13 protein-coding genes are annotated in these 16,764 nt (G+C 53.7%); 6 read left to right on the top strand and 7 right to left on the bottom strand.

Annotated elements, in window-relative coordinates:
* Window positions 1-87 precede the first annotated feature (87 nt).
* Window positions 88-1,455, top strand: coding sequence for a D-alanyl-D-alanine carboxypeptidase (locus tag EFA69_RS12375; RefSeq protein WP_245964562.1), 1,368 nt, complete (start codon window positions 88-90; stop codon window positions 1,453-1,455).
* Window positions 1,456-1,807: 352 nt separating this feature from the next.
* Entirely contained in the window at window positions 1,808-4,363 is a 2,556-nt protein-coding gene (locus tag EFA69_RS12370) for a GAF domain-containing protein (protein WP_123133355.1), read from the top strand.
* Between the two features lie 113 nt (window positions 4,364-4,476).
* Here EFA69_RS12370 and EFA69_RS12365 read toward each other — a convergent pair whose 3' ends face one another.
* Window positions 4,477-5,673, bottom strand: coding sequence for a C40 family peptidase (locus tag EFA69_RS12365; RefSeq protein ID WP_123133354.1), 1,197 nt, complete (start codon window positions 5,671-5,673; stop codon window positions 4,477-4,479).
* Window positions 5,674-5,856: 183 nt separating this feature from the next.
* On the opposite strand from EFA69_RS12365, the gene EFA69_RS12360 reads away from it, so the two are divergent.
* Both EFA69_RS12360 and EFA69_RS12355 read left to right on the top strand, forming a co-directional pair.
* Complete coding sequence (locus EFA69_RS12360; protein ID WP_123133353.1) at window positions 5,857-6,336, top strand: GNAT family N-acetyltransferase; 480 nt, start codon at window positions 5,857-5,859, stop codon at window positions 6,334-6,336.
* A gap of 35 nt (window positions 6,337-6,371) precedes the next feature.
* A complete protein-coding gene (locus tag EFA69_RS12355) occupies window positions 6,372-8,780 on the top strand; it encodes a TonB-dependent receptor (protein WP_123133352.1) in 2,409 nt (802 codons plus the stop codon).
* Window positions 8,781-8,894: 114 nt separating this feature from the next.
* Here EFA69_RS12355 and EFA69_RS12350 read toward each other — a convergent pair whose 3' ends face one another.
* The 3 genes from EFA69_RS12350 to EFA69_RS12340 all read right to left on the bottom strand — a co-directional run bounded on the left by EFA69_RS12350 (window position 8,895) and on the right by EFA69_RS12340 (window position 12,038).
* Window positions 8,895-9,329 carry a lysozyme inhibitor LprI family protein gene (locus EFA69_RS12350; protein WP_123133351.1) on the bottom strand — a complete coding sequence of 145 codons (435 nt, stop codon included), beginning with the start codon at window positions 9,327-9,329 and terminating at the stop codon, window positions 8,895-8,897.
* Between the two features lie 64 nt (window positions 9,330-9,393).
* Window positions 9,394-10,686: a M20/M25/M40 family metallo-hydrolase gene (locus tag EFA69_RS12345; protein WP_123133350.1), complete on the bottom strand. Its 1,293-nt coding sequence runs from the start codon at window positions 10,684-10,686 to the stop codon at window positions 9,394-9,396.
* Between the two features lie 218 nt (window positions 10,687-10,904).
* Window positions 10,905-12,038 carry an AI-2E family transporter gene (locus EFA69_RS12340; RefSeq protein WP_183906765.1) on the bottom strand — a complete coding sequence of 378 codons (1,134 nt, stop codon included), beginning with the start codon at window positions 12,036-12,038 and terminating at the stop codon, window positions 10,905-10,907.
* A 275-nt stretch (window positions 12,039-12,313) separates the two neighbouring features.
* On the opposite strand from EFA69_RS12340, the gene EFA69_RS12335 reads away from it, so the two are divergent.
* Window positions 12,314-12,652 carry a hypothetical protein gene (locus EFA69_RS12335; protein ID WP_123133348.1) on the top strand — a complete coding sequence of 113 codons (339 nt, stop codon included), beginning with the start codon at window positions 12,314-12,316 and terminating at the stop codon, window positions 12,650-12,652.
* 133 nt (window positions 12,653-12,785) lie between these two features.
* Here the strand turns inward: EFA69_RS12335 and EFA69_RS12330 are convergent, their stop codons facing one another.
* Complete coding sequence (locus EFA69_RS12330; RefSeq protein ID WP_123133347.1) at window positions 12,786-14,132, bottom strand: DEAD/DEAH box helicase; 1,347 nt, start codon at window positions 14,130-14,132, stop codon at window positions 12,786-12,788.
* 258 nt (window positions 14,133-14,390) lie between these two features.
* On the opposite strand from EFA69_RS12330, the gene EFA69_RS12325 reads away from it, so the two are divergent.
* Complete coding sequence (locus tag EFA69_RS12325; protein ID WP_245964561.1) at window positions 14,391-14,894, top strand: hypothetical protein; 504 nt, start codon at window positions 14,391-14,393, stop codon at window positions 14,892-14,894.
* Between the two features lie 105 nt (window positions 14,895-14,999).
* Here the strand turns inward: EFA69_RS12325 and EFA69_RS12320 are convergent, their stop codons facing one another.
* Together EFA69_RS12320 and EFA69_RS12315 are read right to left on the bottom strand one after the other, a co-directional pair.
* On the bottom strand, window positions 15,000-15,179 hold the full coding sequence (locus EFA69_RS12320; protein WP_123133498.1) for a hypothetical protein: 180 nt from the start codon (window positions 15,177-15,179) through the stop codon (window positions 15,000-15,002).
* A gap of 62 nt (window positions 15,180-15,241) precedes the next feature.
* Window positions 15,242-16,747, bottom strand: a complete 1,506-nt coding sequence (locus EFA69_RS12315) for an HTTM domain-containing protein (RefSeq protein WP_123133346.1) — start codon at window positions 16,745-16,747, stop codon at window positions 15,242-15,244.
* Window positions 16,748-16,764 lie beyond the last annotated feature (17 nt).

Below are 16,764 nucleotides of genomic sequence, written 5' to 3'. Positions count from 1 at the left end.
ACTCAGGTCTGCTTTGAATTTTTATAGGAGAATTTTTTTGTTCCTTCCAGATTCTTGGTCTAATTAAGGGTCCAAACCCTAAACCCTATGCACCTTTCCTTCTCTGGCCGCTACTGGCACCTGTTCCCTTGTCTTTTGATGCTCTTACTGCTGGGCTGTGGCACCGCCAAGCAAACCCCGGTGGCCTCTGAGCCAGCGCCGCCGCCGTACGGGCCAGAGGTGATCAGGCAGCGGGTGCTGGAGTCTGAGGTGGGCAAGAACCGGTTTGTGGGTTTCGCGCTCTATGACCCTGCCCTGGGCAAGATGGTGGTGGAACATAACGCCGACAAGTATTTTGTGCCCGCCTCCAACACCAAGCTGTTCACGTTCTACGCCTGCCTCAAGATGCTAGGCGATTCTATTCCGGCGCTCAAATACGTGGTGCGCGGCGATTCCCTTATCTTCTGGGGCACCGGCGACCCTACCTTCGCCCACATGGACCTCAAGAACACCGTGGCCTATGACTTCCTGAAGAACCGGAAAGAGAAACTCTACTACCTGGAAGCGCCTTACACCAGCACGCCCTTCGCCACCAACTGGGGCTGGGATGACTACAACTATTATTACCAACCGGAGCGGAGCGTGTTTCCCATTCATGGCAATGTGGTGAAGTTCGCGCGGAAAGGTGGTCCTGCCCAGCTGTATACCACTACCCCGGCCATCTTCAAACCCGGCATCAAGACAGATACCGCCCGTTACGCCCACGGCGATGCCTTTGTGCGGGCCTGGCGCACCAATGAACTCACCTACTACCCTAAACACGCCTCCCCAGATTTCGCCGTGGAAGTGCCCTTTATTCCGTCGCCGGACATGACGGTAAAACTACTAGCCGATACCCTGAAACGGAAAGTGACGCTGCTCAAGAACCGGGCGCTGCCGCAGGGGGCAAAAACTTTCTACGGATTGCCTTCAGACACCGTGTACAAGCGCATGTTGCAGGTAAGTGACAACCTCTTCGCGGAACAGTTGATGGCCCTCTGCTCCGGTACGCTGTCAGACACACTGTCGGTGGAGCGGGCTATCCGGTACGTGGTCAAGAACCATTTGTCAGATTTGCCAGATGCGCCGGTATGGGTAGACGGATCTGGCCTTTCCAGCATGAACATGTTTACGCCCCGCAGCATCATTGCCCTGCTTCAGAAACTACAGCAGGAACGCCCCAGTGACCGTCTGCTGCCACTCATGGCCACTGGCGGGCGGCCCGGCACCTTCCGGAGCATCTACAAAGCGGAGCCTCCGTTTGTCTTTGGCAAGTCTGGGACGCTGGCCCACGTGCACAACCAGAGCGGCTACATCATGACCAAGAGCGGCAAGCTGTTGCTCTACAGCTTTATGAACAACAACTTCAGGGTTCCCTCCGGTGACATTCGGAATGAGATGGTGCGCATCATGACGGAGGTGCACGAGAAATATTAATCACCTTTTATTCTCGTAACCAAAAGCCGTTTAGGGGCTCTTTTTCCAAAAAGAGCCCCTAAACGGCTTTTGGCTTATTTAAATGTGCAAGCGATTAGGTGCGGAGACCGGTACTTCTGCCAAAGCCTCCTCAGTAAACATCTTCTTGCTTGTTTCTTGCCAGGTACTGATGGTGCGGGATAATTAGAAGACAATGTTTTTAGAGACGCTTGTGCCAAATAGCGGCTTCACTGGTACTTTTTAGATAACTCCAAGATTTATATATAGAATTGCTATATAAGAGGCCTTGAAGAATAGTTAATTTTAGTATCTTTGTGATTTAAAATTGTATTATTCCAAATAGTCGCAACGGATGGATTTGGCGCAGGAGGAGGTTAGCCAGCAGGGGTTATTCGTAACCATTGAGCGCTTGGAGCGTGAATTGAAAGAGAAAGAACGGCAGTTAGATCTTGTCAACCAGGTAGGGGGAATGCTGAACTCTGAACTGGAGCTTGACAAGGTAGTGCAGAAAGTGATTAACATTGCCACCAAGATCAGCAAAGCTGAATTTGGGGCCTTTTTCTACAATAAAACAGACAAGAACGGAGAGGTATATGAACTGTATGCCCTGGCAGGGGCTAAACAGGAAGACTTTGGCCGTTTCCCTATGCCCCGCAAGACCGCTGTTTTTACTCCCACCTTTCGGGGAGAAGGCATTCTGCGGTCAGAAAACATCACCTTAGACCCACGGTACGGCCAAAACCGGCCCCACCACGGCATGCCGCGCGGACACTTACCGGTAAAAAGCTATATGGCGGTTCCGGTGATCTCCAAAAGCGGGAAAGTGCTGGGTGGTGCGTTGTTTGGGCACTCTGAACCCGGCGTGTTCACCCAGAACGAGGAAGTGCTGGTGCAGAATATCGCCTCCCAGGCGGCCATCGCTATAGACAATGCCTATCTGCATGAGGCCAAACTGGAAGCTGAGCAAAGGAAAAGCCGCGAGCAGATCAATACCATTCTGGAAAGTATCACAGACGGTTTCTTCACCATTGGCCATAATTGGGAAGTAACGTATTGGAACCAGGAAGCGGAGCGTATCACAGGGAGAAAGAGGGGTGAGCTCCTCATGCGTGATATCAGAGAGGCATTTGGGGACCAGCGGCTCCATTCACTTTACCGCAAGCTGCACGTGGCCGTGAGCAGACACCAGCCAGTAAGCTTTACCAGTTACTATTCCTTATTTAACGCCTGGCTTACCATAAGTGCTTATCCTTCAGAAGATGGGCTCTCTGTGTACTTCAAAGATATAACCAAACAGCGGCACGCCGAAGAGCTGGAGCACCTGGGCAAGAAAGTGCTGGAACTGAACACTCGGTCAGACAGCAAGCTGGAAGACATAGTGACCTATTACCTGAAAGGGCTGGAGCGCATTCACCCAGACATGCTTTGCTCCGTGATGCTGCTGGAGAATGCGAAGCTCAACATTTTATCGGCTCCCAGCCTACCTGCGTTCTACGTGCAGGCCATTAACGGATTGGCGGTGGAGCCAGAGGTAGGCTGCTGCGGCGCGGCGGCGTTCACGGGAAAACCGGTTTTCTCTCAGAGCATTGCGCATGACCCTAAATGGGCCAACTACCGGCAAACAGCCTTAGACGCCAATCTCAAAGCCTGCTGGTCTTCCCCCATCTTCAGCTCAACGCAACGCGTGTTGGGTACCTTCGGGATTTACTATCAGGAGATGCGTGAGCCTACCCCTGGAGAAATACATTCTGTGGAGAGCTCCAGAAACCTGCTCCAGATGCTGTTGGAGCACAAAGCCATTGAAAATGCGCTGCGGCAAAGCAACCAACGGTACAATCTGGCCACTTCGGCCACCAATGACGCTATCTGGGAGTGGGAAATTACTACCAATAAGGTGTACAGCGGCGCGGTGTATGAGAAAGTCTTCGGGTACGAGTTCCAGGAATACGAAATAGTGGAAGACCGGCACGGCCGCATCCATCCAGAAGACAGAGAGCGGGTGCTGCGTTCCTTTGAGGAAGCCCTGGAAGACCCCGCCGCCCACCTCTGGCAGATGGAATACCGCTATATGCGCAAGAACGGTACTTTCACCTATGTATTGGACCGGGCCCACATTGTGCGGGATGAGCAGCAGCAGGCGGTGCGGATGGTAGGCGCCATGCGCGATATCTCAGGCACCAAGGAATATGAACTGGAAAGAGAGTTGCTGATTGAGGAGCTGAAACAGAATAACTCAGACCTGAAGCAGTTTTCGTACATCACCTCGCATAACCTGCGGGCACCATTGGCCAACCTGCTGGGCATTATACGGTTGCTTAACCCAGAGGCCATCTCAGATGACATGAACCGCACCCTGGTGCACAAGTTCAAGGAAGCCACGCTGAAACTGAGCAGCACGCTGGAAGACCTGTTAGATGTGCTGCTCATCAGAAACCACAGCGGGCTCAAGGCCGAGCAGGTCTCCATTGGCAACAGCCTGCAGAAAGTGCTCCTGTCCGTTGATGACCAGATCAGGGAAAGCAATGCCACCGTGCGCACTGATTTTTCTGCCGGGGAAACGGTGTATGCCAATCCCAGCTACCTGTACAGTATTTTGCTTAATCTGTTCTCCAACGCTCTCAAGTACCGGTCCCCGGAAAGACTCCTACAGATTCAGCTTACCACAAAGGCAACCGCCGGATTTATAGAGTTGCGCTTCTCAGACAACGGTTTAGGAATTGACTTGCGCCGGTTTGGGGAAAGGATCTTTGGGCTATACCAGCGGTTCCATAAGTACGAGAACAGCAAAGGCATGGGACTTTTCATGACCCAGGCCCAGGTGAAAGCCATGGGCGGAAGCATTGCCGTGGAAAGCAACGTGGGGGAAGGAACCACCTTCATCATCCAGCTCCGGAAACAGCCCGTTTAGCGACGCTGAGATTTACGGTGCTGAGAAGATGATCTGATTATAAAGAGGTTTTGGCGTTTAGGGGCTGTTTTTCCAAAAACAGCCCCTAAACGCCAAAACCTTTTTTTATGCTTCTACTGGAAAAGAGAAGCCGTGCGCAGATCAATCAAAGTAGCCTGCGGCGATACCCGTTTGGCGCGCAGGAAGCGTTTGAGCTCAGATGCGTCATGATTGGGCGCGGCGGGGTCCATGCTGTTGATGCGCACCCGCCCCGCGGAGTGGATGAACTCGTTGTTCCCGATCCACATGCCTACGTGCACCACGCGTTCCGGCTTCCCGTCTCTGGCCGGTGACCCGAAGAAGAGCAAATCGCCGGGACGCAGGTTCTGGAAGCCGTTCTGGGTGTCAATCAGGTCGCCTACGTGTACTTGCTGGGAGGCATCGCGGGGCAGCACCAGACCGTTCATGAAATATACCGTCTTGGTGAAACCGCTGCAATCCACGCCTTTAAAGGAAGTACCGCCCCACAGGTAAGGCAGGCCCAGCAGGCGCTTGGAGGTCTCCACCAGGTTTTGCTCGGTGGGTTGGCGGCTCGCCGTCCATTTGCTGTATTTCTCCACCTCCGGAATTGAGACAAACGCGGTACGGCCATCTGGGAAGGAAACTTCATAAAAGCCTTTGTTCTGGCCTTTCAGGACCATCATATCGCCATACACCAGGTCAGAGACGGTGGCGCCTTTGGTGTCTGGGGTGGCGTAAGCGAAGCCGTAAGGATGGGTATACAGCAGTTTTTCGCCCTGTTGCCAGTTGGTGAAGGCGTTTTGGTCCATGAGCTGAATGCCGCTGCCGTCTACCCAGGCCAGGTATTGGTCGGGGGTCTGCACCAGATACCAGCCGCTTTTCTGTTTCCAGACGCGCAGGGGCGTGCCCATGGTGGCCTGGGTGGCCAGTTCGGCGGGGTGTTTGGGTTCAGAGCGCAGATTAGCGACGGAAAGCGTGACTACCGCCAGGTGTTTGCCATTTAAAGCGGCGTCTGGCAGTACCTGAATGCTGTCCTGGAAAGAAACCCCGGCGGTGCGCAGGCGCTCCAGCAAGGCGGCTTTGGCGGCTGGGTTGTTCGTCTCGCCGGTGAGCACCGTGCCGTTGGAAGACACATTGAAAAGAACCACCCGCTTGTCTGGGGCAAATTGTTGCCGAACGGCGTCTATGTGGGCGGTAAAGGGCGAAGGAGCCACGTTAGCCTGCGCCGAGGGCGTGTCGGGGGCCGGTTTACTGCTGGAGCAGGCGGCCAGAAAGCTTAGCAGGAAAAGAAAATAAGGGGTCTTTTTCATATATGCGGGGTATTGGAGGCAAAATAGGCAAATTCTTCCATTTCAGAACAGCCCTAAAGCTATAACCGTTCAGCTAGCCTTTGCTCACAGCGCAGCCGCGTTGCCGTTTAGGGGCTGTTTTTCCAAAAACTGCCCCTAAACGCACCAGCCTTTGCCTATCTTTGGGCATTAGTAAAAAGCTTTATGACTACTGCATCCGCTACTCCTTCGGTTTCCATTATTGACTACACCCCGGCCCACGCTGCCCGTTTCAGAGAGTTGAACCAAGCCTGGATTGAACGCTACTTTGAGATGGAAGAACTGGACCACAAATCATTGGGCGACCCAGACGGCTACATCATCGCCAAGGGCGGGTTCATTTTCATGGCCGAGTACCAGGGAGAGATAGTGGGCACCTGCGCGCTCATCAAAGTGGACGCTACCACCTATGAACTGGCCAAGATGGCCGTGACAGACAAAGCCCAGGGCCTCAAAATTGGGAAACGCCTGGGCGAAGCGGCCATCCAAAAAGCCCGGGAACTGGGTGCCCAAACTCTCATGCTGCTGTCTAACCGCAAGCTGGAGACGGCGCTGCACCTCTACCACAAACTGGGCTTTGTGGAGGTGCCCGATGAACTGAAAGAATACAAACGCGCCGACATCAAGATGGAGCTGGCGCTCTGAACCTCCTTTTCTCCTCTTTAGACTTCCTCCTTATTATGAAGCCATTCTTCTTTCTGTTGCTGCTGGTGTTGCCGTGCCTAGCCTGGGCGCAGAGCGTTACGGTGCAGGACCGCGCTAGCCTTCAGCCGCTGGCCAACGTACGGGTGGTGCCCGTGCAAGGCAGCGGCAGTGTGCTTACAGATCTGCGGGGAAGGTTCAGCCTGACCACATTGGGGGAAAGCGATAGCCTGCGGTTTGAACGGGCAGATTACCAACCCCGCATTTTGGCCATCAGCCAACTGAAAGCCATGCAGTACAGGGTACTGCTAGTAGAGAAAAGTTATTCACTGGACGAAGTTGTGGTTTCTGCCAGCAAGTTTGAAGAAAAACGCGCCGATGTGCCCCAGCAGATTCAGGTGCTCAAAGCCCGCGAACTGGCTTTCCAGAGCAACCAAACCACCGCCGATGTGCTGCAGCAGACTGGGCAGGTGCTGGTGCAGAAAAGTCAGGCTGGGGGCGGCAGTCCCATTCTACGTGGGTTTGAGGCGAATAAAGTACTCATGGTCATAGATGGCGTGCGCCTGAATAACGCCATTTACCGGGGCGGTCACCTGCAAAACGTGATCACCGTTGACAATGCCACGCTGGAGAAGGTGGAGATTGTCTTTGGGCCGGGTTCTGTGGTCTATGGCTCAGATGCGCTGGGCGGGGTCATGCACTTCTACACCAAGAACCCTCTGCTGACCGACAGCACCGGCGGCACCCGTGTTACTGGCGGAGCCTTCATGCGCTATGCCACCGCCAATCAGGAGAAAACGGGGCACGTAGATGTTTCTGTGGGTGGGCGTAAATGGGGCAGTTTCACCAGCTTCACGTACTCAGACTTTGGAGACCTCCGGCAGGGCAAAAACCGCAATCCGTTCTACGGCACCTGGGGGCTCCGGCCATACTACCAGGAGTGGAGAGACGGCAAAGACGTGATGGTGCCTAATGAGAAGGTGAACGTGCAGAAGTTCACGGGCTACCGGCAGTATGATGTATTGCAGAAGGTTCTGTTTCAGCCGTCCGTGAAAACCTCGCACCTGTTGAACGTACAGTTCTCCACCTCTTCTGATATTCCGCGGTATGACCGGCTCACCGAAGTGGACGCACAGGGAACCCTCAACCACGGCGAGTGGTACTACGGGCCGCAGGAACGATGGCTGGCGGCGTACACTTTTACCACTAAGGGCCGTGGCTGGCTGGAGAACCTGCGGGTGACGGCAGCTTACCAGCGCGTGAAAGAAAGCCGCCATAACCGGAGGTTTAGCCGCAACGTGTTGCAGAACCGCTTTGAGCACGTAGATATCTACACCCTCAACGCCGACGCCAGCCGCCTCTTGGGAGAGCATGAGCTGCGCTACGGGTTGGAGGGAACCTACAATGACGTGTCTTCGCGGGCGTACGGCTCAAACTTGGTTACCAGTGAACGCACCCCCCTGGATACCCGTTACCCCGGCAGCGGTGCAGACATGCGTACCGCCGCCGCCTACTTCACGCATACCTGGGAAATATCGCCGCGCTGGATTCTGTCAGATGGTATCCGTTTGAGCCGGGTAGCGCTGAACGCCGATTTCTCCAAAGACAAGAGTTTCTTCCCTTTCCCGTTCAATGACGTGGCTCAGAAAAACACTGCGGTGAACGGAAATGTGGGGCTGGTTTTTCAGCCGGGGCAGGAATGGCGGTTTGCCGCCGTGGCTTCCTCGGGCTTTAGGGCACCCAATGTAGATGATCTGGGCAAAGTGTTTGAATCTGTGCAGGGCCAACTGATAGTACCCAACCCTGGCCTGAAGCCGGAGTACACCTACAACGCTGAGCTTTCCATTGGCAAAACCATCGCGCGAAGCGTGCGGGTAGAGGGAGTGGGGTTTTACACCTGGTACAAAGACGCCATCACCACGCAACCCTTCACCTTCCAGGGCCAGACCCAACTGGAATACAACGGTGCCCTGAGCCGGGTGGTGGCGAACGTGAATGCAAACAAAGCCTACGTGTACGGGTTCAGCGGCTCTCTGAAGGCAGACATCACGCAGGCTTTCCAGCTTGCCTCTACGCTCACCTACACCTACGGGCGCATCAAGGGAGAGGCCGCAGAGATTCCTTTGGACCATATTCCGCCGGTGTTCGGGAAAACCAGCCTATTCCTGACGTTGCCTAAGTTCCGGTCTGAGTTCTTTGTGCAGTACAACGGCTGGAAACGCCTGAAAGACTACAACCCCGTGGGCGAGGATAACTTGCAGTACGCCACTCCCGAAGGGCTGCCCGCCTGGTACACGCTTAACCTGAGAACAGCCTATCAGTTGCACCCCCGCGTGCAGGTACAGGCCGCTTTGGAGAACCTGCTAGACCAGTTCTATCGCGTGTATGCCTCTGGGGTAAGTGCTCCCGGCCGTAATTTCTCCCTGACGCTTAGAGGGAATTTTTAATAAACGCATAAAAACAAGAGTCTTCCGTTTAGGGGCTGTTTTTCCAAAAACAGCCCCTAAACGGAAGACTCTTGTTTTTACTCTCCAATTGCCGGAACAGCAGTGGAGCTTTCGCTAAAATTCTTTCAGGGTAACCAGGAGTTCTTCCAGTTCCAGAGCTCTTTGCTTGGTGAGATCCATTATTTTGTTGGCGCGCACGGGTTGCCACATAGTGCCTTGAGCATTGCCATAGGTAGCGCCAATCAGTTCCAGTTCCTTTTCTTTAAACGCCAGCCATTGCCTTTGCGCGGCTATCAGTTTCCCTTTAGCCGCTGGTGGCAGCTGGGCTAAGAGCGATTTGTAGTCAGTGTTCAGTTTCTTGTCCCAAGCGGCCAGCGCGGTGTAAACGCAATCGCACATGCCCGCAGTGGTCTGGTTTTCTTTTTTGTCAAGGCATTGCGCCATGCGTACGTCAATGGGGTTGGGCGTTCCATTCTGCTGGGCCGCAGCAGAACCGGCGCCTAAAATAGAGACCAATACGAAGAAACAGGAAAGAAAGCCTCTGGCCATAAAAGAGCTGGTTACATTTTGAACTGTCTGCTTACGCAGGAATGAATCAGGTGAGGGCAGGCTTTTACTGCACCTGGGTTTTGTCTACGCGCTTAGGCGTTTTCTTGCCCTGCACAAAGTCCTTCGCGCCCAGCGCGATGGCCTTGATCATGTTGGTCATGTGGGCCATGTCCAGGCTTTCTACCTCATCGTTCACGGAGTGGTAAAGTTTGTCCTGGTCAATCTGTACTGAGGAAATGGTGTGGGCCGGAACGCCCAAACGGGCCAGGGTGGCGTTGTCTGAGCGGTAGAACAGGTTCTGCGAGGGGTACGGGTCTGGGTGGAAACTGTACGCCGTTCCCTTCACCGCCTGCTGCAGCAGCGTCCCGAAATCTGATTTCTCAAACCCCGTAATGTAGGCGCTGTTGGGGCCAAACTTAGAGCCTTTGCCAATCATCTCAATGTTGAACATGGCCACAATCTCGTCTGGGTTCAGTTGCTTGGAGAAGTATTGGGAACCGTAACCGCCAATTTCCTCGGCCGTGAAGGCCACGAAGATAAGCGTGCGCTCCGGCTTGCCCTGTTTCTTGAAGTGTTTGGCCAGGCTGATGACCGCGGTAGTGCCCGAGGCGTCATCATCGGCTCCGTTGGCAATAGAGTCTCCCTCCACCGGCTTCTGAATACCAATGTGGTCATAATGACCCGAGAACACCACGTATTCCTTAGTCCGTTTGCCCGGGATCATGCCTGCCACGTTGGCCAAAGGCATTTCAGTGACGGCGTTTTTGATTTCGGCGTCAAAAGAACGTACTTCGGTGAGCGGAGAGAGCACAAAGACCAGCGTATGGCCCTTGCCTAATTCCATGACCGGGTTAGGTTGCTTAAAGTAGCTGGCGTAGCGGTTAAACATCTGCTCATGTTTGGGGTGCACCATGACCAGAGCGTCTTTCTCGGCGCGGCGCACTTTGTTCATGACCTGCCGGAAGTCATCTTTCTCGCCAATGAAAACGGGCTGCGGCGCTTTCTCTTCCCATTCTACCTTGCGGTGCACCGTGCTCACGAAAAAGGCCTCATCACCCACGCGCTCCCCGTTGATTTCAATATCGGCTTTCTCAATCTTGAGGCTGTACATCTTAAACTCCTGCTTGAAATCAGTGTCGCCGGTGAGGGGTTGGAGGCCGATGGTTTTGAATTCATTGGCGATGAACGTGGCGGCTTTCTCAATGCCCGGGGTAAAGGTGCTGCGTCCCATCATGTCATCGGCGGCCAGGGTGCGGACAATGCGCTCCACGTCTTTCTGCTGAATATCTTTCTGGGCATACACTCCGGCCAGCGGAAGTAGGGAGAGGCAGACGGTAAGGGTTCTTTTCAGGATCATGTTTAAAATTTCAATAGGGGCTTTAGGATAACATACCGGCTTCTGAGAAGCACTGCATATTAGTCATTTTTCGGGCATATTTCTTACAGTGGCCGCCGAAGAGATAAAGGATGGATGGGAAATTTGTTATTGGACGGGAAGACTGCTTGGCAGCGCGGCAGGCGTTTAGGGGCTGTTTTTGGAAAAAGAGCCCCTAAACGGAAACCGGAGGTGTGGTGCTACTCTGCTGGTTCCTGGTGTTTCTCCTCTTTGGCAATGGCTTCGTCCTCGCCTTTCACTTCCACGCCGTAGTCGCCCAGCACGTCTTCTATGTAGAGCATTTTCACCAGCACCATGACCACCGCCACCAGCGGAACCGCCAGGAGTAAGCCCCAGAAACCGGCAATAAGTCCCAGCAACACCTGTCCCACAATGGTAAGCACGGGAGGGAGGTCAATGATTTTTTTCTGCACAAGCGGGGTAAGCACATAGCCTTCCAGACTTTGCAGCGCCACAAAGAAAGCCACCACCGTAAGGGCTTTGTTTGGATCTTGTACCACGGCCAGCGCCACCGCGGGCAATCCGGCCACAAAGGGACCAATGTTAGGGATAAACTCCATGAGCCCGGCAAATACCCCCAGAAGCAACGGCAGAGGTACGCCAATGATCCAGAGGCCAAGGGTGGTGAGGGTACCAATGACCGCCATGGCCAGCAAGGTTCCCTTCAGCCAGCCCCAGAGCGTGTACCGCAACACATGAATGACCTCACGGGCCCTTGACCTACGGGCTTTGGGAACGAGCCGTACCAGCCCGTTGGCGGTTTCCTGCGGGGCAGTAGCCAGATAAATACCTACCACCAGCACAATGAGCAGATTGGCCAGCGCCCCAAACGTGGAAGAGAACAGCGTAAAGGCTTTTTGCATGGCCGCGCCTGAGCTCTGGCCCTTGAGCAACTGACTTGGCTCTGGAATCTGCTTGAGCAGTTGCTCCCCGTACGGCAGGGAAGAGATCTGCGCCTTCAGTTTTTCCAGTACAGAAGGTAACGTTTTCTGCAACTGAGTGCCCTGTTCAGACAGGCTGGGGCCCAGGTACAGGAAGAAGCCAACCGCTAAGGCCACCAGCACCAGACAGACCACCGCCAAGGCTCCCTTGTACGGCAACTTAGTGTGCCGTTGCAGGAAGCTGCTGAGGCCGTGCAGCAGAATCCCGAACAGCACGGCGGCAAAGATGACCAGAAATACCTCAAAGGCTAGCTTGACCAACGTGTAGAGCAGAAATAAAACCGTTGCTAACAACGCCACGATTAATACTTTGCGAAGAAACGACGGGGAGTTGTCTGGGTACTTAGGGGAAGGAGGAAGAACGCTTTTCATATAGGCGAAGGAGAGTCTAGAAATCTGTTTATGAACTCTTTTACGTAAAGAGGGCATAAATCGCTATATATTATCAGACTCATATTTGGCTGAATCCTCCCCAACTGGCCTTAAGGGGGATGATTTGAAAAAATAGTAGAAAAAACAGAAGCCAACGCAACTATTCAGACCCAATTGCGATAAAATGGATTCGCCGATCTAGGAAAAGACGGTGCGCCGGGCACTTGTTCTGGCGCTGAGAAAAGATCTATCATCTTAAATTATTTTTTACAACTATGGAAAACCAAGTAAACCAGCCCGCAGCTCAAGACGCAGTGTCTTACACTCAAGATTCAGCCCAGAACAGTACTGGAGCAAACAGCCAAAATGCAGGACAAGGAGGCATGTTGAACAATCTGACCAGCGGCCTGAACAACATTCAGATGCCACAGGCGGTGAAAGACTTTGGTGCCACCTGCGCCCGTTCTTACAATAGCCTGAGCACTACCCAAAAAGTGATTGGCGGTGCCGCACTTGCTTTAGGCGCATCTTACCTGGTAGCCAACAACCAAGGTTGGATTGGACAAGCCAAATCGGCTATAAAAGGGAAAGCCTCTAACACGCAGCATTCTTAAGGCAGAACCTGTGACAAGAATGGCCCTTTCAGCTAATTGATTTTTTCTTTTAAGGCTGATCTTGGGTAGTTCCCACACATAAAAAAGCCGGCCTCTGTACAGGGGCCGGCTTTTTTATGTGTGAAAAGGCTGATTATCTTCTGCCTCGGTTTCTGGAGGAGTTGCGGTTGTTGCTGCTTCCTGCTGGAGAATTGTCTTTGCTCTGGCTGCCGGCGGGGCGCTGGTTCGGTCTTCTGTTGCCGCCACCGCCCTGGCCTGCATTTCTCGGGCCGCGGTTCTGTCCGCCACCGCCGGAGCGGTTTATTTTATCCGTTGCTTTTCCGCCGCCCAAAGGAAGTTTAGAGTACTCTGCATGGTACGGTTGCTCTTCTTCTACCGGAATGGTCTGCTTGGTGAGGCGTTCTATGTCGCGCAGGTAAGGAAGCTCAGTGTCATCGCAGAAAGAGAGGGCCATGCCTTCGGCGCCGGCGCGGCCGGTTCTGCCTATGCGGTGCACATAAGTTTCTGGTTCATTGGGCAGGTCTACGTTGATCACGTGCGTGAGGTCATCTACGTCAATACCGCGGGCGGCAATGTCAGTGGCTACCAAGGCTTTCAACTCGTTGTTCTTGAACTGAGTGAGCGCTTTCACGCGGGTGCTCTGGGCTTTGTCGCCGTGGATAGACTGCGCCGAGATGCCTGCCTTAGACAGTTCTTTGGCAATGCGGTCTGCGCCGTGTTTGGTGCGGGAGAAGACTAAGGCGCGTTCAATGTCATCGCCTTTGAGCAGGTGCTTGAGCAGGGCCCGCTTATAGGTTTTCTCCACGAAGAATACTTTCTGGGCAATCTTCTCAGCGGTGCTGGAAACGGGAGTTACTTCCACATATACGGGCTCCCGCAAAATGCTGGCAGAAAGTTTCTGGATTTCCTGGGGCATGGTAGCGGAAAACAGCAACGTTTGCCGATTAGCCGGAATCTGCGCGATTACTTTGCGTACGTCATGGATGAAGCCCATGTCCAACATACGGTCGGCCTCGTCCAGAATAAAGGTCTCAATGTATTTGAGCGAAAGCAGACCTTGGTTCATGAGGTCCAGCAAGCGGCCCGGGGTAGCCACCAGAATGTCTACGCCCCTTCTAATCTGCTCTACCTGCGGTACCTGACCCACGCCGCCAAAAACCACGGTGTGCTTGATGTTGGTATAACGGCCGTAAGCCTTGATGCTGTCGCCAATTTGCAGGGCAAGTTCCCGGGTAGGAGTTAAGATCAATGCTCTAATGGCTTTGGCCGGGTGCGAAGGACCTGCCTCATGCAAGCGTTGCAGCAACGGTAAGCTGAAGGCTGCGGTTTTCCCGGTCCCCGTTTGGGCACAACCCAAGATATCGTCTCCGTTGAGCACGGGCGGAATGGCTTGTTCCTGGATAGGGGTAGGGGAGGTGTACCCCTCTTCCTGCAGGGCCTGCAGCAGGGGTTCTATTAAGTTTAGTTCTGAAAATGTCATTATGAATGGTAACGGCCGTAAGTGATGGCCACGCATGAAAAAAAGCGGAATACTGTGGTCCGCTACTAAGAAGACGCAAAGATAGGTAAAAAGATTCAGTCTCTGTTTTGGGGCAGTTTTGGCAAAAACGGCTCCTAAACGCCACTTGTAAGGGAACAGGGCTGAGCCTAAGACAACTTTTATGGCTGAAATCGGTTAAAATTCTTTGGAGGGCTGAAGGCCTTCAGTATTAATACGAAGCTAAAGAACGTAGACGCTATGGGATCCAAGAAAGACAAGAAACGACATAAAACCACCAAGAAGGCCTCTAAAAAGCGCTTGAACAAATGGCTCAGGATTGGGCTGAGCGGTTTGGCGGGGGCAGTGGCCGTGACTTTGGTACATGAAAGCGTACGCCGCTTTTACCCCAATGCTCCCCGCATGGATATTCTGGGCATGCGCGCCATTGCCAAAGGCTTGCGCTACGTCGGCCAGACTCCGCCTCCTAGAGACCAATTGCATACCTGGTCACTGGTAGGCGACATTATCTCCAATGGGTTGTACTACAGTTTAACCGGCGGTGGTAAAAAAGCCATCTGGCGCGGCACTATTCTGGGCGCTTTGGCGGGAGTGGGCGGAGTGGCCTTGCCCGGACCTATGGGCTTGGGTACCGCTCCCAGCAACCGGACCAAGCAGACTCAGGCCCTTACCATTGGGTATTATCTTTTAGCGGGTGTGGTAGCCGGTGGTGTGGCCAAGTGGCTGCGGAAGGTGAAGAGGTAATTAACAGAATCCTTGGCGTAAAACACAGGATCCGTTTAGGGGCTGTTTTTCCAAAAACAGCCCCTAAACGGATCCTGTGTTTTGTCATTTCAGTAGAGCTGCAAATTACGAGTGCTTGCGGCCCGAGCCACTTTTCTTGCCGCCGCCGTCTTGCTTGTTCACGGTGGCCCAGGCCCGTTTCTCGGCTTCTTCCTCGCTTAGGCCTTTTTTCTCGTAGCTTTCTTCTATGTGTTGGGCCTGCCGTTTCTGTTTGTCTGTGTAGGCAGATTTATCTCCTTGTGGCATCTTGTCTCCTTTCGGGTTAAGGTGAAACATACTGCTTTTACGTATCTGGCAGAAAACAGGCGCTATGGTTTGCAGTGGCAGAGTACTTCGCGCTGAATGGGAGCGGTTTTGTAGTCTGGTAAAGAGAACTCCTTCATGTAAATGACAGACAGCTCGTGAATCTGTTCCTCGGGCGGGTGAGACTCATTCCAGCGGCGCAGCAGGTAAAAGCAGTAGTAAGGCCGCATGTACTCATTAGGGGTAAACAGATAGTTCTCTGAGTATTTGCGCCAGCGGTCATTTTTGAAGAGGCTCATGACAGAGGCAGGTTTGGTGGTGTCGGGCTCTTTGCCCTGCTGGTTCAGGTCCACTTTTTTATTGGAATTGGTTGATCCTTCCAGCACATACCAGCCATCGTCTTTGAAAACATTGGGCGCGAACATGCTCCAGTTTTGGTCCAGCCTGGGCACCAGCGTGGCCCAGTGCAGGCGCTCTGGTACCTGTAAGTACGTTTTGCCTAAGGTGCTCAGGTTCCACCAGAACGCCAAAACCATGGCTACCAGTACTAATCCTTCTCTCACATATTTACGCGGGAAAGCCTGAGCCCACCTAGGCGAGGTCCATTTGAGTTGTACCTGCAGATCAAGGGGAGAACGCCAGTTTGCCCCCCGCCGGGCCCAGCGCTTCTGGAACTTGGCGTACCCTTTGCGTAGGTACTGGTCTACCACGTTCATAACCGGCGTAGGCAAGAGCCCTATCACCGCCGAAATACTGATGAGGTAAAAGAGCCCCACAAACAGGGTAAGGCTAATGCCAATGTGCAGGCCTACGATGGCGATAAAAAACAGCATCCTGAACCACGTGTTCCGCCAGGGAATGAGCAAGACAAACGGCAGCCACAATTCCAGAAAATAGGTGGCATGGGTGAGCTGCTCCATCAGGAGGGGAAACTGGTAGAGAATTCGGCCGCCGGGCATCAGGATCTGGTCCAGGCTGAGGGCGTAGTACAGGGCGGTGCCGTCTTCAGTCCAGTCTGGGCCGCTCTTCAGCAAGGCGGTGAAAACATAGACCCACCCCACCTGCATGATATAGGCGGCAGTGGCGGCGCTTAGGTAGTGGCTGGAGGTTTCTGAGGTGAGGGAGCGACGGGCATCTACAGAATAGTGCCGGTGCCAGGGCAGGAACATGCCCCAGAAGAGCAACATGCGCAGCAGGCTGTCGCCGGATTGGGTAATGAGCGGGTTGCGGTTGTGCAGAGACACCAGCAAGATCCAGGAGATGGCAGTGGCCCAACGGGTATGGTAGCCCAGCAGCAGACAGACCGCCGCCGCCGCCGCTATGGCAAAAAGAATGGCCTGGAACTGCCACATGCCACTTAAAGCGTGTAGGGAGAAGAAATATTGGTTCCAGGCATTGGCGTGTAATACATGCAAGGGCAGAACCCCCATGTTGGAATAATGCGCCTCTATATCTGAAGCCCGTATGCCAATGTCCAGCAACAGAACACTGGCCACCCATATTCTCATGAGGGAGAGGGCCCTGGTATCTGTATAGAACACGCAATGCAGATACTGTCTAAGTAGATGCATAGAGAGTCTGATGAAGG

The organism is Rufibacter immobilis (assembly GCF_003721565.1).
GTDB classification, from domain to species: Bacteria; Bacteroidota; Bacteroidia; order Cytophagales; family Hymenobacteraceae; genus Nibribacter; species Nibribacter immobilis.
The sequence above is the reverse complement of the archived record's forward strand: the minus strand, read 5'-3'. Positions and strand labels throughout refer to the sequence as shown.